Raw genomic sequence first — 17,655 nt, forward strand, 5'->3', positions numbered from 1 at the left:
GTTTCCGGATGGGGAAACAGAGCGGGCGCCATTATACCGGTGAGGTGTGGCGCCCGCTACTGTTGTGGAGCTTATCCGTTGCCCTGGTCGTCAATAAAGCCGCGCAGGTGATCGGAGCGTGACGGGTGGCGCAGTTTGCGCAGGGCCTTGGCTTCGATCTGACGGATCCGCTCGCGGGTGACGTCGAACTGCTTGCCGACTTCTTCCAGCGTGTGGTCGGTGTTCATCTCGATGCCGAAGCGCATGCGCAGTACCTTGGACTCCCGGGCGGTGAGGCCGGCCAGCACGGAGCGGGTGGCTTCCCGCAGGCCTTCGGCGGTGGCGGAATCCACCGGGGAGAGGGCCTGGATGTCCTCGATGAAGTCGCCCAGATGGCTGTCTTCGTCGTCGCCGATCGGGGTTTCCATGGAGATCGGTTCCTTGGCGATCTTCAGGACCTTGCGGATCTTGTCCTCCGGCATGTCCATGCGCTCGCCCAGCTCTTCCGGAGTCGGCTCACGGCCCATCTCCTGCAGCATCTGCCGTGAGATGCGGTTGAGCTTGTTGATGGTCTCGATCATGTGCACCGGAATCCGGATGGTGCGGGCCTGGTCCGCGATGGAGCGGGTGATGGCCTGCCGGATCCACCAGGTGGCGTAGGTGGAGAACTTGTAGCCACGACGGTATTCGAACTTGTCCACCGCTTTCATCAGACCGATGTTGCCTTCCTGGATCAGGTCCAGGAACTGCAGGCCGCGGTTGGTGTACTTCTTGGCGATAGAGATAACCAGACGCAGGTTGGCCTCGACCATTTCCTTCTTGGCACGGCGAGCCTTGGCTTCACCGATGGAAACGCGGCGGTTGATTTCCTTGATGTCGGCTACGTCCAGGTCCACTTCGGTCTGGACGTTATGGATGCGCTTCTGCAGCCGAACAATTTCGTCCAGGCGCTCGCCGATGGCGGCAGCGTAAGGCTTCTTGCTCTTGGCGATCTTGTCCGCCCAGTCCAGGTTTACCTCGTTGCCGGGGAAGGACTTGATGAAGTCCTTGCGCGGCATTTTGCAGTCGCGCACACAGATCTGCATGATGGCGCGCTCGTTCTCACGTACCAGATCGTTCGTGGAGCGAACAACGTTGACCAGTTCCTCGAAGGCCTTGTTGGCCAGCTTGAACGGCGCGAAAACCTGCCCGAGCTCATTCAGGGCGTCCTGGGTTTTCTTGTCGGAACGGCCATACTTCTCCAGCGCCTTGTTGGCGGCGTCCAGCTTCTCTCTCAGTAGCTCGAAACGCAGGCGGGTCTCTTCCGGATCCGGGCCGTTGTCGTTGTCATCGTCGCTGGAGCTGTCGTCGTCATCGGAATCGTCGGAGTCGGCGTCTTCTGTGCTGGTTTCCTCCGGTGCCGCGGGCTCTTCGCCCATGAACGGCTCGGCGTCATCCGGGTCCAGGAAGCCGGTAACGATGTCGCTGATGCGGCCTTCATTCTCGATAATGCGGTCGTAGGCCTGAATCACTGTCCCGGCGGTGCCGGGGAAGTGGGCCACGGCGGCCATCACATCCCGGATACCCTCTTCGATGCGCTTGGCAATAACGATCTCGCCTTCGCGGGTCAGCAGTTCCACGGTGCCCATTTCACGCATGTACATGCGGACAGGATCGGTGGTGCGGCCGGCGTCGGTTTCCACGGCCGCAAGCGCTGCGGCAGCTTCGGCGGCGGCAGCTTCGTCGGCGGTGGAATCACCTTCGGTCATCAACAGGGTATCGGCGTCGGGAGTTTCCTCGCACACCTGGATACCCATGTCGTTAATCATGCGGATGATGTCTTCGACCTGATCTGGGTCGGCGATGTCTTCCGGGAGGTGGTCGTTTACCTCGGCGTAAGTCAGGTAACCTTGTTCCTTGCCTCGTGCAATGAGGTCTTTCAAACGTGATTTTTGCGAATTGCCTGACATAGACACCCTGTGAACTCGCTTTTAAAAGGAAAAAAGTTAAACAGCCATTATAGCTGTCACGTGGTTGCTCTGCCACCGACTGTTTAGATTGTGGCCAATCGGTTAAGTTTCAAGTGCGGTTATTCCTGAGTACCGCCACTCAGCTCCCGAAGCTCGTTACGTTCCTCGGCAGAGAGGTTCGCAAAATTCCTCAGCAGCGTTGCCAGCCGTTGCTGGCGCGAGGTCTCCTCACTCGGGCTGATCAGCTCGCGGGCCGAGGCCAGCGTGCTCTCCCGTGAGGGAATATGCTCGATGCCATCAAACAGATGGTAGAACCGGTCCCGGGCCTGTTGGTCCAGGGCCAGTGCGCCGATCAGTTTGCGGCGGTCCCGGATCCCCTTGTCCAGGATCCAGGAAGCCAGACTCATCGCCTGGGGAAACTGCCGCGATTGCCGGGCCAGTTCGCTGACCTCGGTGGCCAGTTCCGGGGCTTCCACCAGCGCCAGGCAGAGCGTACTGTCCTTGTTGAGTTTGACGTCCACGCGCTCTTCGGCCGGCCGGTCCCGGAATTCACCGTTGCGCCATTTGCCCCGCTGCTGCGGCTGGCGTTTCTGCCACTGGTTGCGGCCGCCGCACAGGCGCAGCATTTCATGCCACATGGCATCCCGGAGCGTGCTGCGGGGCATTCTGTTCAGCAGCGGTTCCACCCGTGCGCGCAGCTCCCCCCGGTGTTCCGGTAACTGCAGGTCCAGACCCTCGCCCTGCCGGTCAAACAGATAGCGGGACAGGGGCGTGGCACCCTCGATCCGTTTCTGGAACGCTTCGGTGCCCTCTTTGCGGATCAGCGTGTCCGGATCCTCGCCCTCCGGCAGCATCAGGAACTGCAGATGCAGTCCGTCCGCCATCAGTTCCAGGGCATTCTCCATGGCCCGGTCGGCAGCCCGGAAGCCCGCGTTATCGCCGTCAAAGCAGAAAACCACATGCCGCACCTGTTTCAGCAGTGCCTGCAGGCTGTCCTGGTTGGTGGCGGTGCCAAGTGTGGCAACGGCGTAATCGATGCCGTACTGGGCCAGGGCGATGACGTCCATGTAGCCTTCCACCACCAGAAGCTTGTCCAGCTGGCGGATCGCTTGGCGGGCCTCGAACAGCCCGTAGATCTCCCGGCTCTTGTGAAATACATCCGACTCCGGAGAGTTGATGTACTTGGCCTTGTCATCCCCCAGGGTCCGCCCGCCAAAAGCCACGGTCCGGCCCCGGGTATTGCGGATCGGGAACATCACCCGGTTTCGGAACAGATCCCTCGGGCGCCCGTAGCGGTCCGATACCGTCCCGGTCTCGATCAAGGGGCCTTTCAGGTCCTGTGCCGCCGCGTCGTAAAGTGCTGTCCCGGTACCGGGGGCGTAGCCCAGTTGGTACCGTTCGATGATCGCGTCATCCAACCCGCGCTGCTTCAGGTAGTCCAGGGCATAATTGCCGGCCGGGCTGCTCAGGGCATTACGGTAGAACTGGTTGGCGAAGTCGAGCGCGTCGGTCAGGGTCCGGGCCTGCTGCATTTCCTGGCGCGCAGCCCGGTCGTAGGGCACTTCCAGTCCGGCCCGCTTGGCGAGTTCTTCCACCGCCTCGGTAAAGCCCAGGCCTTCGAATTCCCGCACAAAACTGATGGCATCGCCATGGGCGCCACAGCCGAAGCAGTGATAGAAGCCCTTGTCCGGTCGCACGTTGAAGGATGGCGTTTTCTCATCGTGGAAGGGACAGCAGGCTTTGTAGTTTGCGCCGGCTTTCTTGAGGGTGATCCGGGACCCGATCAGTTCCGCAAGGTCAATGCGGTCCAGCAGGTCTTCAACGAAGCGTTGAGGGATCAGTCCACTCATGGAGACTCCAGGTCTGCCGGCTCGTCAGTGCCGGTACTTCAGGTGTTGGCCATAGCCAAAAATGCCGCCGAAGCCAGGCCTCGGCGGCATTTTGAATCGCTCTGTGCAGCCTGTTGCTGACAGGCAATCAGTGCTTTGCAGTCAAGCGGCGTCTGGTTGTAGCTTAGTACAGACGCTCGAACTTGCGCTGTTCCCGCTGAAGCTTCTTGAGATGACGCTTAACGGCAGCGGCTGCTTTGCGCTTGCGAACAGCGGTCGGCTTCTCGTAGTGCTCACGACGACGTACTTCAGACAGTACACCGGCCTTTTCGCAGGAACGCTTGAAGCGACGCAGTGCTACGTCAAACGGTTCATTCTCTTTCACTTTAACAGCTGGCATTCGAAAATCACCTACCTGATAGATTCGGTTTCCATTTGCTCCGCACGGCGATGCCTGTGCGGCTCGATACCTGGTCAGATTGGCTAAAACTCGACCAGTGCATAATTTAGGGCGGCAATGATAGCCCCTGGACGATGGCAAGGTCAATGTTTGTTCGATGAAACTGCCTTCCGGTTTCGGGTTTCTGCTAAAATGCGCTCCGTTCTCATTCACGGCAACCTGATGTGGCCTGATTTTATGCTCATTCTCGGTATTGAAACCTCCTGTGACGAAACCGGCGTGGCCCTGTTCGACACCGACAAGGGGCTGCTGGCCCATGCCCTGTTCAGCCAGATCGACATGCATGCGGACTACGGCGGTGTCGTGCCGGAACTGGCGTCCCGCGACCATGTGCGCAAGTTGCTGCCTCTGTGTGATCAGGTGATTGCGGAAGCCGGGTGCACCCGCAAGGATATCGATGGCATTGCCTATACCGCCGGTCCCGGACTGGTGGGTGCACTGATGGTGGGTGGCTCGGTGGCCCATGCCCTGGGCTTTGCGCTGGGCGTGCCGGTACTGGGTGTCCATCACATGGAGGGGCACCTGCTCGCCCCGATGTTGGAGGATAACCCGCCGGCGTTCCCGTTTGTGGCGTTGCTGGTCTCCGGTGGCCACACCCAGCTGGTCCGGGTCGATGGTATCGGTGAGTACGAGATGCTCGGTGAATCGGTGGATGATGCCGCCGGCGAGGCCTTTGACAAGACCGCCAAGATGCTGGGTCTGGATTACCCGGGTGGCCCCCGCGTCGCTGCCCTGGCCGAGAAGGGAGTGCCTGACCGTTATCGCTTCCCCCGCCCGATGACGGATCGGCCGGGCCTGGATTTCAGTTTCAGCGGGCTCAAGACCTATACCCTCAATACCGTGAATGCAGCCATTGATGCCGGGGAATTTTCGGAGCAGGTCAAAGCCGACATCGCCCTGGCCTTTGAGGCTGCAGTGGTGGATACCCTGACCATCAAATGCCGCCGGGCACTGGAGCAAACCGGTTGCGGGCGCCTGGTGATCGCCGGTGGTGTCAGTGCCAATAAGCGCCTGCGGGCCGGTCTCGAGAAAATGGCCCGGAAATTCCAGGCCCACGTGTTCTACGCCCGCCCGGAGTTCTGTACCGATAACGGCGCCATGATTGCCTACGCCGGGGCCCAGCGAATGCTGGCGGGTCAACAGGATGGTGAGCGTATCGTGGCCGTGCCCAGGTGGCCCATGAATACCTTGCCGCCGATTAACGAAGCGCGCGCCAACGGGTTGGTGGACTGAGCAAGCGGTCAGAAACCGGCTTCGCGCCCCTGGGCGAGCCGGATCAGGTTGTTGCGGTGCCGCACCACGATCAGGATGGTAAGTAGTCCGAACAGGGGCAGGGTTTCCGGTTCGATCAGGGCGCTGATCAGTGGTCCGAAGGCAATGGCCACCAGGGAGGCCAGGGCAGAGATACGCCAGCGCCACATCACGCCGGCCCAGATGGCTGCCATGATCAGGGTTGTGACCGGCGCCAGCGCCAGGCCCGCGCCCAGGGCGGTGGCGACCCCTTTACCGCCCTTGAACCGGTAGAACAGTGGAATCATGTGGCCGGTGACGGCGCACAGGGCAACCATCGCCTGCACCATCACCGAGAGCCCGGCAACGTGGGCGATCCACACCGGCAACCAGCCCTTGAAGGCATCGAGGGCGAGGGTGACCAGGGCCGGCGCCCAGCCGCCGTTACGATAGACGTTGGTGGCACCGGGATTACCTGATCCAAGGGCCCTCGGGTCGGGCAGTTTCCAGATCCGGCACACCGGCAGCGCAAACAGTACCGAGCCGAACAGGTAGGCAAGGGTGCAAAGTGCAACGGTGGCGACGGCAGGGCTGGTCAGATCCATGGTGTCATTCCGGAGGCGGAGACGAATCGGTGCAATCTGTGCGAAAATGCCGGCCCGTTTGGCACCGGCCAGCCTGATCACAGTATCCGGTGGTTGTGTGCATTTCAATCAGCAAAGAGTGGAAGACTCCGGGAGATCCCCTTGGCAGACAGTGTCCTGATCGAAGGTCTGGCGGTGGAAACCGTCATTGGCGTTTATGACTGGGAACGGGACGTGACCCAGCAGATCCTGATCGATCTCGATATGGCGTGGGATAACCGTGCGCCGGGGCAGTCCGACGATGTTGCCGATGCTCTGGATTATGCCGCGGTCAGTGAGCGGGTTGCCCGCTGCCTGCAGGAACTGAAACCCCAGTTGCTCGAACGGGCGGCTGAAGTGCTGGCGGATCTTCTTATGAAGGAGTTCGGGGTGGGGCAGCTGACGTTGACCCTGCGCAAGCCCGGCGCGGTACCCGCGGCCCGGTCCGTGGGTGTGCGAATCGAACGGGGAAGCAAGTGATGACAGCAACAACCCGGGTCTACATCAGCATCGGCACCAATATTGACCGGGAGCGTTACGTGACCGCGGCACTGGATGCACTGGCGGACTGGTTCGGTGACATGCAGATTTCCCCCGTGTATGAAAGCGAGTCCGTCGGTTTTGACGGCTCACCCTTCCTGAACCTGGTGGTCGGGGTGGATACAGATCTCAGCGTCGGTGAGCTGTCCCGGCGCTTCAAGCAGCTGGAGACTGAGAACGGCCGCCGACGCGATGTGCCGAAATTCAGTGCCCGGACCCTGGACCTGGATATCCTCACCTACGGTGACTGCACCGGCACCATTGATGGCGTTGAACTGCCCCGTGGCGAGATTCTGAAGAACGCTTTCGTTTTGCGTCCGCTGGCGGATATTGCGCCGGATGCGCTGCACCCGGTTTGCGGCCAGAGTTACCGGGAGCTCTGGCATGCCTATGACACCGGCCAGAAGCTCTGGCCGGTGGACTTCATGTGGCAGGGACGGAAAATCTCAGAGGCCGTTGGCTGAGCGGAATTTACGGATCAACTGGTCGGTGGAGCTGTCACCGGCGGTGCTGATGGCGTCCTGGCTCAGCAGTTTGGGCAGAATGCCCTTGCCCAGCTGCTTGCCCAGCTCCACGCCCCACTGGTCAAACGAATCCACGTCCCAGATCACGCCCTGAACAAAGGTCCGGTGCTCATAGAGGGCAATCAGGGCCCCCACCGTTTCCGGCGCGACCTTCTCCATGATCAGTGTATTGCTCGGCTTGTTACCGGGAATCACCTTGTGCGGCGCGAGGGCTTCAACGGCTTTCTTATCCAGGCCTTCGGCCTCCAGTTCCGCCCGGGCCTCGGCCAGGGTCTTGCCCGACATCATCGCCCGGGACTGGCTGAGGCAATTGGCGAACAGGTCCGCATGGTGGGTCGCCACCGGATTGTGGGTCTTCAGGGGAATGATGAAGTCCGCGGGAATCAGCCGGGTGCCCTGGTGGATCAGCTGGTGATAGGCGTGCTGGCCGTTGGAGCCGACACCGCCCCAGAGCACCGGGCCGGTCTGGTAATCCACGGGCTGCCCCGCCTCGGTCACGCTCTTGCCGTTACTCTCCATGTCCAGCTGCTGCAGGTGGTCCGGCAGGCTGCGCAGATAATGGTCGTAGGGCAGGATGGCGTGGGTCTCGGCATCCCAGAAGTTGTTGTACCAGACACTGAGCATGCCCATGACCACGGGGAGGTTGCGCTCCAGGGGTGCTTCCCGGAAATGGCGGTCCATGGCATGGGCGCCGGCCAGCAGGGCCCGGAAGTTGTCCATGCCGATGGTGAGAGCCACGGGCAGGCCAATGGCTGACCAGAGGGAATAGCGGCCACCGACCCAGTCCCACATGGGGAACACATTGTCGGCATCAATGCCGAAGTCCTCGGCTGCCGGAACGTTGGCGGTCACCGCCATGAAATGCCGGGCGATGGAAGCTTCATTACCACCGTTATCCAGGAACCACTGCCGCGCCACCTTGCTGTTCTCCAGGGTTTCCTGGGTGCGGAAAGACTTGGACTGGATCAGGAACAGGGTAGTTTCCGGGTTTACCTGGCGGAGCGTTTCGCAGATATCGGTACCGTCGATGTTGGCCACGTAGTGGCACCGAATGCTGCCTTGCCAGAAGGGTTGCAATGATTCGCCGACCAGCTTGGGGCCAAGGTAGGAGCCGCCGATCCCGATGCTGACCACATCCGTGAAGACCCTGCCACTGAAACCGGTCCTGGACGCGTCAAGAACGCCGTCGACAAAGGCTTCCATTCGGTCCAGGGTCCGTTGCACCTCGGCAACCACATCCACGCCATCGACCAGGATGGATTCGTTTCCCGAGTGGCGAAGGGCAGTATGCAGTGCCGGCCGGTTTTCCGTGACGTTCACCTGGCCGCCACCGAGAAGCTCATTGCGCCGTTCTTCCAGTCCGCAGCTGCGGGCCAGGGCCATCAGTTCTGTCAGAGTCTCGTCCGTGAGCAGATTCTTGGAGAAGTCCAGGGCCAGGCCGGCGCCTTCGATGAAATACCGGCTGGCCCGATCTGGATCCTGCGCGAAGAGTTCCCGCATGGTCATGCTTCGCAGCTTGTCCCGCCGCTGGTTCAGTGCCTGCCATTCGGGTTTCGAGGTCAGTACTGCCGGGTGTTCGGGCATCAGGGCATCCTTTTCCTTGTGTAAGAGTCAGCGGGTCACCGACAGGTTGTCGATCAACCGGGTGGTGCCCAGGAAGGCGGCCACCAGGATAGTCAGCTCATGGTCGTCCGGTGAGGCCGGCTTGAGCGTGAGGCTGTTCACGATGTTGAAATAGTCCGGCCGCAAGCCAGCAGCGCTCAGCGACTGTTCAGCTTCGCTTTCCAGCGTGTGGAAGTCAGTACGACCATTGGCGAGTTCTTCGGCGGTGGCTTCCAGTGTCTGGAACACGACCGGTGCGATCTTGCGTTCCTCTTCTGAGAGATAGCCGTTGCGGGAGCTTTTGGCCAGTCCGTCGTCCTCGCGGACGGTGGGGGCACCGATGATTTCCACGGGCATGAAAAGGTCCCGGGTCATCTTGCGGATTACGGCGAGTTGCTGGAAATCCTTCTCGCCAAAAATCGCCAGATCCGGTTGCACCATGTTGAACAGCATGGTGACCACGGTGGCAACGCCCTCGAAGTGCCCGGGACGGCTTGCGCCGCAATGGCCGTCACTGACTTCCGGCACGATTACCTTGGTCTGCTGGGCCAGGCCCTCTGGGTAGATCTCTTCCACCGGCGGTGCAAACACCAGGGTGTTGCCGGCGGCTTCAAGCTTTTCCTGGTCGTCGGCGAGGGTGCGGGGATACTTGTCGAGGTCCTCGTTGGCCCCGAACTGCATCGGGTTGACGAAAATGGTGGTCACCACCACGTCCGCGGACTCGGCCGCTTTACGCACCAGGGATATATGGCCCTCGTGCAGGTTGCCCATGGTGGGGACCAGCCCGATGGTCTTATCCTGCCGGCGGTAGCCGCGCAGGATGGTGCGAAGTTCTTTGAGGGAATGGATCGTTCTCATGCTTTGAACGTATGCTCCTCGGACGGGAAAGTGCGGTCACGGACCTGCTGGACGTAGGTAGCAAGCGCCTCCTGAACGGAGTCAGTCTCGGCCAGGAAGTTCTTCACAAACCGTGGCTTGCGGCCGGGCGTCAGTCCCAGCATATCGTGCACCACCAGTACCTGGCCGTCGGTGTCAGAACCGGCGCCAATGCCGATCACCGGTGCCTTGACGGCCTGGGTGATACGGGCCGCCAGCGGCGCGGGCACGCATTCAAGCAGAATGATGTCGGCCCCGGCTTCCTCGAGTTCGCAGGCGTGCTCGATCATCATCTCCGCCGCTTTCTCATCCCGGCCCTGCACCTTGTAACCACCGAACTTGTTGACGAACTGTGGAGTCAGGCCCAGGTGGGCGCAGACCGGAACCCCCCGTTCACTCAGCGCACTGATCGTGTCTTTCATCCAGTCCGTGCCTTCCAGCTTCACCATGTGAGCGCCGGCCCGCATCAGCTCCGCGGCATTCTCTAGGGCCGCCTCCACGGTGCCGTAAGACATGAACGGCATGTCCGCCATGATCAGCGAGCCGCGGTTGCCTTTGGCCACGCAGCTGGTGTGGTACACCATCTGATCCATGGTGACCGGCAGGGTGCTGTCATTGCCCTGGAGTACCATGCCCAGGGAGTCGCCGATCAGGATGACATCAACGCCGGCTTCGCTGACGATCTGGGCAAAGGTTGCGTCGTAGGAGGTCAGGGCAGAGAAGGCCTCGCCGTTCTGCTTGTATTCCCGCAGGGTATTGATGGTAACAGCCATAGAATCCTAGCCTTTTGGGTGGATGGGCGTGGACTGCGCCGTGGTTCCGGCATTCAGGTGCTAAGGGTAATCCGGGGGTATGCCTGAGGCAATAGTATCACGGGGTAACCGGGGGCGGGGTGCCCGCGTTTCACTCCGGAGCGAAGGGCTCGCGCGGGATCGGCGGTAGCTTGCGCAGGCCGTTGTCCGGACAGTTCTGCCTGAGCTCAGCCACTGTGCGGCCATCCGGCAGGGTCAGATCCGGTTTGAGATCCAGCAGCGGCTGGAGCGCAAAGTCCCGATTGGCCAGTTCCCGGTGGGGCACGACGAGGCGATCGTCGTCCAGGGTTTCCTGTCCGAATACCAGGATATCCAGATCCAGGGTTCGCGGTCCCCAGTGGCGCAGGCGCTCCCGGCCGTGAGCTTGCTCGATGGTTTGCAGGTGATCCAGGAGGGCATGTGGTGTCAGATCCGTTCTGAGCCACACGGCGCCATTGATGAAGTCCGGCTGATCCTGGGGGCCTACCGGTCGGCTGGCATAAAAGGGGGACTGTGCGACCAGTGTGGTTTGTGGCAGTGCCGCAAGTTCGGCAACCGCCCGGGCCAGCTGGGTAGCGGGATTCTCGAGATTGCTGCCCAGTCCGATAAACACATCCGTGGTCATTGCGCGGCTTGGCGCTTCACCGGCTTGCGACGGCGACGGCGTTTTTTCGGAGCGTCGCTGCCCAGCTGGGACAGCATGCGTTCCTGCCCCCGCTCATCCGCCTGCTGGAACTCGGTCCACCATTGCCCCAGTCCCGGTTCGATCTCGCCAGCTGCTTCCCGCACCAGCAGGAAGTCATAGGCTGCCCGGAACCGCGGGTGGGCCATGGTGCCGAAGGCCCGTTTGCCCTGGCGGCGTGGCAGGCGCATCTGCAGTTCCCAGATCTCCTTCATGGGTCCGGAGAAGCGCTTGGGTATGGAAGTGGCCTGCACCTGGCGGCCAATGACCTTGCCGATGGCGCCGTGGAGGGCCGGTTGTACGGGGTCGCCGTTATCCTGGCGGCGGTGCCACTCGGCCTGAAGGGCGGGCCATAGCATGGCGGCAAACATGAAATAGGGGGTGACAGACTTGCCCTGGGCGATCCGCGCATCGGTGTTGCGCAGGGCCTGGCGGATCAGGTCGTCCGGCTCGCCGGCCTCGATGGCTTTCACTGTTTCCGGGAACAGTGGTGCCAGCAGGTTGTACTCATTGAGCAGGTCGTAGGTTTTCTCGCCATGGCCAGCGGAAAACAGTTTCAATACCTCGTCAAACAGGCGGGCTGGGGGAATATGGCCGAGCAGCGGGGCCAGTTCGCGGATCGGCGCCTCGGTTTCCGGCTCGATCTCGAAGTCCAGCTTGGCGGCAAAGCGGATGGCCCGGAGCATGCGTACGGGGTCTTCCCGGTAACGGGTTTCCGGATCGCCGATCAGGCGGATCTGTCGGTTGCGCAGGTCCTCGATGCCATTGGCAAAGTCGATCACGGTGAAGTCGCGGATGCAGTAATACAGGGCGTTAACCGTGAAATCCCGCCGCAGCGCGTCTTCTTCCTGGCTACCGTACACGTTGTCCCGCAGCAGCAGGCCGTGCTCGCTGGTCCTGCGATCATCGTCGGTGCTGTCGTCATCGGCGTCGTTGGCATTGCCGCGGAAGGTGGTGACTTCGATGATCTCCCGGCCGAACACCACGTGGACAATGCGGAAACGGCGGCCGATCAGGCGCGAGTTGCGGAACAGGTCGTGCACTTCTTCCGGGGTGGCGTTGGTGGCAATGTCGAAATCTTTCGGTTTGCCGCCGAGCAGGATGTCGCGAACGCCGCCGCCCACCAGGTAGGCCTCGTAGCCGGATTTGTTCAGGCGATGCAGGACTTTCTTGGCCGGCTCGCTGATCACGGAACGCGAAACATTGTGCTGGTCCCGGGGGATCTCCCGTCGCTGATAGGTGCGAGGCTTTTTCCGTCCGCCGGGGATGAAGGATTTTATTCTGTCGACAAGTCGTTTAGGCATTGAAATCCGTATTTGCGGTGAGCAAAAACCGAGAGTTTAACGGTTTGGGCAGGATTTGCACACGCCAGATAATCAAAAGGCGGATCCGTTTTCACGAATCCGCCCTGAAAGCGTTGACGATCTGCATTGTTTTTATTGTTGCCGGGATTTTTCTTCGTTTTTGTACCCCACTGTGTGCCTCCAAGTACGGAGGATCTCAGCAGTGCAAACGGAAAGCTTTGAATACACAGAGCGGTCAGGGACATCGGGCGAGTCTGTCAGCAGATGCAGTGTCGTCTGGAAGGCGATTCTTCTCTACATCTACAACTCACACGTGCCGTGGGACCACTAAAAAGCAAAGTACCCAAAACACTCAGTTCGCTCGCGTTCTGTTTTTGTTTTTGTTACCGAACGTCTTCCTGCAGCTTTTTGTATTTGTTTTGACGCTGCGTTTGCCACTTCTTGTTTTTGTTGTTGTGCGCTTAATAGATTGCAGAGTGCGTGCCAGTTTTTGAAAAAGCTTTATTAACAGTACCTTACGGTTTTGGAGGGAATAAGTGTTACCCCGTACTCCCGATAAGTGTTACTGAGATCACAGTTGTTCCGAGGGGAGTGTTACCGTGGGGAACAGGGGGTAACAACTGAGCTCGAATTCATCCTTTGGCCCCGGCCGACATGAAAAAGGGGCCAACGGCCCCCTGATCAGTTGCTGGTTTTCTTGCGCGGTATCCCCAGCCGTTGGCGTCGTTCCCACAGTGACTTCCGGCTGATGCCCAGCTTCTGGGCCAGCTCCGTCTCGCTCATCCGGTCCTGGTTCTCCAGGACGAAATGCTGGAAGTAATCCTCCAGGGACAGGTCGTTGGCGGAGTCCGCATCCCGGGTAGGGGTCTGTTCGTTGTTGCCCTCCACCAGGGTCTCGGGGATGTGCTCGTCGCCGCCTTCACTGTCCAGGTCGAGCAGGGACGGTGTAATCACATCCCCGTCACACAGGATGGTGGCCCGCTCTATGGCGTTCTCCAGTTCCCGGACGTTGCCCGGCCAGCGGTGCCGCTCCAGGACTCGCATGGCTTCAGGGCTGAGATTGAGGTTCGGCTTGCCCATTTTCTCGCCCTGGCGCCTGAGGAACTTTCGTGCCAGGCCAAGAATATCGCTCTGGCGCTCGCGCAGGGGCGGGATCCGGATCTGCATCACGTTCAGCCGGTAGTAAAGGTCTTCCCGGAACTCGCCGGTACGGGTCATCGCCTTCAGGTTCCGATGGGTGGCCGCGATCATTCGCACATTGACCTTGCGGCTTTGGGTGGAACCGACCTTGCGGATCTCGCTCTCCTGCAGCACCCGGAGCAGTCGCGCCTGGGCCTCGGCCGGCAGCTCGCCGATCTCGTCCAGGAACAGGCTGCCGCCGTCGGCGGCTTCGATCAGACCGGTACGGGCAGACACCGCACCGGTGAAGGCGCCTTTCTCGTGGCCGAACAGTTCCGATTCGATCAGGCTCTCGGGAATGGCGGCGCAGTTCACCGAGATCAGTGGTTTCGATGCCCGGGGGCTCAGCAGGTGCAGGGCACGGGCGGCCAGCTCCTTACCGGTTCCCGATTCCCCCTGGATCAGCACCGTGGTTTCCGTCGGTGCCACCTTGCGGATCAGGGTGAACACTTTCTGCATGGCCTCGCACTGGCCAAACATGATGTTGGCCGGATCGCTCTCCTGAGGCTTGTCGCCGGAGCCCGTGCCGTTCCCGGATTCGGCATCGGCAGGCCCCTGGCGCGCCAGGATGTTCTCGACCGCGGCCAGCATTTCATCGTGGTCAAAAGGTTTGGCAATGTATTCGACGGCGCCCATTTTCATGGAGTCGACCGCCGATCGCAGGCTGGCATAGCTGGTCATGATCAGTACCGGCGTGTTGGGCGCACGGTTGATCAGTTCGGTGCCCGCCGCACCGGGCAGGCGCAGGTCGGAGATGATCAGGTCAAACTGATCCGGTTCATGGTTCTGTTCGGCTTCCTCCACCGACCTGGCGTCGGCCACTTCATAGCCGGCGTGCTGCAGTAGCTTGCGCACGGCGGAACGAATGATGTCTTCATCTTCTACAATCAGAATGCGGGGCATAACTGTTTCAGGACCTTTCGTTCTGGCTGGCAGAGGTATCGTCGACTTCGGGCCGGTACGCCGGAAGCCTCAGGCGCACACGTGTACCGGTGCCGGTCTCGGTACTCGCCGGACTCTCAACCTGGATGTTGCCGTAGTGTTCCTCGACGATGCTGTACACCAGGGACAAGCCAAGGCCTGTGCCCTTGTTGGGGGCCTTGGTGGTGTAAAAGGGCTCGAAAATGTGGTCGAGCTGGTCTTCCGGGATACCTGAGCCTTCATCAATGACCTCGATGATAGCGGAGTAGCTGTCGCCGTTTCCACTGACCCTGATGGTACCACCCTCGGGCGAGGCATCCCTCGCATTGGCGAGAAGATTGACGAACACCTGTACCAGGCGCTGTTCGTCCCCCAGCACCAACAGATCCTCGGGAACTTCGTTCAGGTAGCGGATGCCCATGCCCTTGTCGCTGAGCGACAGCAGGTTGACCGACTCCTCCACGCAGCGATGGATGGAGACCGGTTCATAACGGTTGGCGTGGGCATGGTTGCCGGTCCGGGCAAAATTCATCAGCGATTGCAGGATGGCAGAAATACGCCTGGTCTGCTGCTGGATCTGGTCGGCGGTGTCCAGTATGTCCGGGTTGTCGGTCTCCAGTTTCAGGTTCTGGGCCAGCGAAGAAATCCCGGTGACCGGGTTGCCGATCTCGTGGGCGACCCCGGCGGCCAGTCGACCGACCGAGGCCAGCCGCTCGCTGTGCATCAGTTCGTCTTCCAGCAGGCGGGTTTCGGTCTGGTCTTCCACCAGGATGATGCTGCCGCCCTCGGTGTGGTCAGGCCCGCTCAGTGCCGCCTTGTGCAGGTTCAGCCAGTGCGGCTTGCCGCGCAGGTCGAGGCGGTGCTTGTAACGGTGCAGTTCCTCGCCGCGATTGAAGTCCTCCAGCAACAGGTGCCAATGCTCCGGCAGGGCCATCAGCCGGGCACCCACCACATCGTCGGCGGTGATGCCAGTGAGCTCTTCCATGGCGTGGTTCCACATCAGGATCTCGCCGTCCTCGCCCACCGAACATGCAGGAATCGGAAGGTTCTGCAGGGTCTGGCGGTAATGCCGGCGCAGGTTGTCCAGTTCGCCGGCCAGACCGGTCAGCCGGTTCTGGTAGTCGCCCAGTGCGCGCTCCACATAGCGGATATCCTGGCCAGTGTTGCCGCGGGCCATCGGCTTGAAGCCCAGATGACGGTGCACCATGTCCCGGGCCACAGAAGGGCCGAGCAGGCCGGAGAGGTTGATCTCCACCTGATCCCGCAGCCGTCGCAGCTGGTAAGGGCGGTACTCGATATTGGGCAGCTTCAGCTGGGCCAGGGCCCTTTCCACTTCCCGCCTGGCCACGCCATAGCCCAGAGGGTCCGCGAGCTGGCGAATGAATTCGGTGGAAGAGCTGGCCAGCAGTTCCCGCCGCTGGGGCCGGGACAGCGCACCCATGGAGCAGGCCTGGGCGGCACTGGTTTCCTCCGCCGAGCTGGCGCTGAGGATGGAAAACAGGCCGAAGACGGTAACATTCGCGGTAATGCTGATGAACGTGAAGATATGCCAGTTGCTGTAATCCGGAACCAGCGGCACGTTGAACCAGGCCAGCGGGTTGATGGTGTGGGAGAAGGGCAGAACCAGGGTCGCCAGCCAGATCACGAGCCCGGTAATCAGGCCGGCAATCAGCCCGCGCCGGTTACCCTCCGGCCAGTAGATGACGCCCAGCGCGCCGGGCAGCAGCTGGAGCATCCCGGACAGCGAAATGGCGCCCAGGATGGCCAGGTCCAGCTCCTGGCCCACGGTTTCATGGAACAGCAGGGCAAAGAAGATGATCACCGCGATCAGCAGCCGCTTGACCCACTGCAGCCAGCGGTAGATGTCCGCCTGGTCCCGGGGGGTCTTGACCGGCAGCACCATGTGGTTGAGGACCATGCCCGCCAGTGCCAGGGTGCTGACAATCATAAGGCCGCTGGCGGCGGACAGGCCGGCAATATACATGAGCAGCGACAGCAGCGGGCTGTCCAGGGCCTGGGCGACGCCAAGCGCATAGAAATTGGGGTTGGTGCCCACATCCAGAGCCTGACCACCCCAGAGAATCACGGGAACCGGCAGGGCCAGGAGCAGGAGGTAAAGCGGCAGGCCCCAGCTGGCCTTGGCCAGGGATTTGGGCGATGGATTCTCGCTGAACGTCATGTGGTACATGTGTGGCAGTACCAGGGCGCCGGCGAAAGACATCAGCATCAGGGCGCGCCAGCTGCCGTCGTCAATGGCCAGTGTCATGGTTCCGGTGGCGGCCTTGTTCATGGCGAGCCATAGCTCCAGCCCTTCCATCCCGTCAAAAACCTGGAACAGGATTACGCCACCAAGAGTCAACAGCGCGCCCACTTTCACCAGAGAGTCGAAGGCAATAGCCAGCACCAGCCCCTGGTGGTTTTCCGAGTTCTGGTTGCGGCGGGCGCCGAACAGGATGGCGAACAGCAACACGATCAGGCAGAACAGCAGGCTCATGGCCTTGGGCGAGGTGTCCGGGGCCAGGATGCTGGCGGAGACGGCCACTGCCTGGATCTGCATGCTCAGCAGCGCCAGTATGGCAGCGCCGGAGCAAAGGGTTACGAGGGTTCCCGCCCATTGACTGCGGTAACGGTAGGCAAAGAGGTCGGCCAGGGACGTCAGCTGGTAGGCCCTGGCGATGCGCATGATCGGGTTGAGCAACACCGGTGCCAGCAGGAAGGCGCCACTGATGCCAAGGTAATAGGCGAGGAAACCGTAACCGGTTTCAGCGGCCATGCCGATGGCGGCATAAACCGCCCAGATACCGGCATAGACGCCAAGGCTCAGCGTGTAGACCAGGGGGTGGCGTACCCACTGTTTGGGCAGCATGCCCTGTTCGGTAATCCAGGCCACACCGAAAAGCAGGAGCAGGTAAACCAGGCTGGCCAGTACCAGGCCCGAGGCACTAAAACTCATTGGGATCCCGTCGCCATTCAAGCCAGAACCCGATGGCGATCAGTCCCGCCCAGATGACATAGGGGCTGTACCAGACGTTACCCGGCGCAGTCCACCAATCCAGGATGTTGGGAGAGAAAATGTATATGGCCAGAACCAGCAGGAAGACCAGACGGTAGATGTACATCAGGCTCAAGGTCCGCACTGAAGTGTAAGAAGGGCTTTATACCATGC

At 61.1% G+C, this 17,655-nt stretch carries 16 protein-coding genes; 3 read left to right on the forward strand and 13 right to left on the reverse strand.

The features are described from left to right. Positions 1–71: 71 nt before the first annotated feature. The 3 genes from rpoD to rpsU all read right to left on the reverse strand — a co-directional run bounded on the left by rpoD (position 72) and on the right by rpsU (position 4,157). Entirely contained in the window at positions 72–1,928 is a 1,857-nt protein-coding gene (rpoD, locus tag ACESMW_RS08390; RefSeq protein WP_372986591.1) for an RNA polymerase sigma factor RpoD, read from the reverse strand. A 119-nt stretch (positions 1,929–2,047) separates the two neighbouring features. Beyond that, positions 2,048–3,778: a DNA primase gene (gene dnaG / locus ACESMW_RS08395; protein WP_372986592.1), complete on the reverse strand. Its 1,731-nt coding sequence runs from the start codon at positions 3,776–3,778 to the stop codon at positions 2,048–2,050. Positions 3,779–3,941: 163 nt separating this feature from the next. Next, positions 3,942–4,157, reverse strand: coding sequence for a 30S ribosomal protein S21 (gene rpsU, locus ACESMW_RS08400; protein ID WP_007153483.1), 216 nt, complete (start codon positions 4,155–4,157; stop codon positions 3,942–3,944). 237 nt (positions 4,158–4,394) lie between these two features. Here rpsU and tsaD point away from each other — a divergent pair, with 237 nt between their 5' ends. Continuing rightward, positions 4,395–5,450: a tRNA (adenosine(37)-N6)-threonylcarbamoyltransferase complex transferase subunit TsaD gene (gene tsaD / locus ACESMW_RS08405; RefSeq protein ID WP_372986616.1), complete on the forward strand. Its 1,056-nt coding sequence runs from the start codon at positions 4,395–4,397 to the stop codon at positions 5,448–5,450. A gap of 8 nt (positions 5,451–5,458) precedes the next feature. Here the strand turns inward: tsaD and plsY are convergent, their stop codons facing one another. Further along, positions 5,459–6,052, reverse strand: a complete 594-nt coding sequence (gene plsY, locus ACESMW_RS08410) for a glycerol-3-phosphate 1-O-acyltransferase PlsY (RefSeq protein ID WP_372986593.1) — start codon at positions 6,050–6,052, stop codon at positions 5,459–5,461. Positions 6,053–6,193: 141 nt separating this feature from the next. Between plsY and folB the strand changes: the two genes are divergently transcribed. Both folB and folK (ACESMW_RS08420) read left to right on the forward strand, forming a co-directional pair. After that, a complete protein-coding gene (folB, locus tag ACESMW_RS08415; RefSeq protein ID WP_372986594.1) occupies positions 6,194–6,550 on the forward strand; it encodes a dihydroneopterin aldolase in 357 nt (118 codons plus the stop codon). Continuing rightward, on the forward strand, positions 6,550–7,074 hold the full coding sequence (gene folK, locus ACESMW_RS08420; protein ID WP_372986595.1) for a 2-amino-4-hydroxy-6-hydroxymethyldihydropteridine diphosphokinase: 525 nt from the start codon (positions 6,550–6,552) through the stop codon (positions 7,072–7,074). Before folB ends, folK (ACESMW_RS08420) begins: the two co-directional genes overlap by 1 nt. Here folK (ACESMW_RS08420) and pgi read toward each other — a convergent pair. The 9 genes from pgi to ACESMW_RS08465 form a co-directional block, all read right to left on the reverse strand. After that, a complete protein-coding gene (gene pgi, locus ACESMW_RS08425; RefSeq protein ID WP_372986596.1) occupies positions 7,057–8,718 on the reverse strand; it encodes a glucose-6-phosphate isomerase in 1,662 nt (553 codons plus the stop codon). The two genes, folK (ACESMW_RS08420) and pgi, sit on opposite strands and share 18 nt — an antisense overlap. A 27-nt stretch (positions 8,719–8,745) precedes the next feature. Then, a complete protein-coding gene (gene panC, locus ACESMW_RS08430; RefSeq protein ID WP_372986597.1) occupies positions 8,746–9,594 on the reverse strand; it encodes a pantoate--beta-alanine ligase in 849 nt (282 codons plus the stop codon). Next, entirely contained in the window at positions 9,591–10,385 is a 795-nt protein-coding gene (panB, locus tag ACESMW_RS08435; RefSeq protein WP_372986598.1) for a 3-methyl-2-oxobutanoate hydroxymethyltransferase, read from the reverse strand. Before panB ends, panC begins: the two co-directional genes overlap by 4 nt. A gap of 130 nt (positions 10,386–10,515) precedes the next feature. After that, complete coding sequence (gene folK, locus ACESMW_RS08440; RefSeq protein WP_372986599.1) at positions 10,516–11,028, reverse strand: 2-amino-4-hydroxy-6-hydroxymethyldihydropteridine diphosphokinase; 513 nt, start codon at positions 11,026–11,028, stop codon at positions 10,516–10,518. After that, on the reverse strand, positions 11,025–12,389 hold the full coding sequence (gene pcnB / locus ACESMW_RS08445) for a polynucleotide adenylyltransferase PcnB (protein WP_372986600.1): 1,365 nt from the start codon (positions 12,387–12,389) through the stop codon (positions 11,025–11,027). The genes folK (ACESMW_RS08440) and pcnB overlap by 4 nt, the downstream gene beginning before the upstream one ends. Continuing rightward, positions 12,362–12,634 carry a hypothetical protein gene (locus ACESMW_RS08450; protein ID WP_258546136.1) on the reverse strand — a complete coding sequence of 91 codons (273 nt, stop codon included), beginning with the start codon at positions 12,632–12,634 and terminating at the stop codon, positions 12,362–12,364. Before ACESMW_RS08450 ends, pcnB begins: the two co-directional genes overlap by 28 nt. Before the next feature lie 436 nt (positions 12,635–13,070). Then, the gene (locus tag ACESMW_RS08455; RefSeq protein WP_372986601.1) at positions 13,071–14,471 is read right to left on the reverse strand and encodes a sigma-54-dependent transcriptional regulator; all 1,401 of its coding nucleotides are present in this window, start codon (positions 14,469–14,471) and stop codon (positions 13,071–13,073) included. A 7-nt stretch (positions 14,472–14,478) separates the two neighbouring features. Continuing rightward, positions 14,479–17,442 carry an ATP-binding protein gene (locus ACESMW_RS08460; RefSeq protein ID WP_372986602.1) on the reverse strand — a complete coding sequence of 988 codons (2,964 nt, stop codon included), beginning with the start codon at positions 17,440–17,442 and terminating at the stop codon, positions 14,479–14,481. Beyond that, positions 17,432–17,608, reverse strand: a complete 177-nt coding sequence (locus ACESMW_RS08465) for a hypothetical protein (protein WP_008940627.1) — start codon at positions 17,606–17,608, stop codon at positions 17,432–17,434. The genes ACESMW_RS08460 and ACESMW_RS08465 overlap by 11 nt, the downstream gene beginning before the upstream one ends. Positions 17,609–17,655 lie beyond the last annotated feature (47 nt).

Source organism: Marinobacter sp. (assembly GCF_041690455.1).
GTDB lineage: Bacteria > Pseudomonadota > Gammaproteobacteria > Pseudomonadales > Oleiphilaceae > Marinobacter.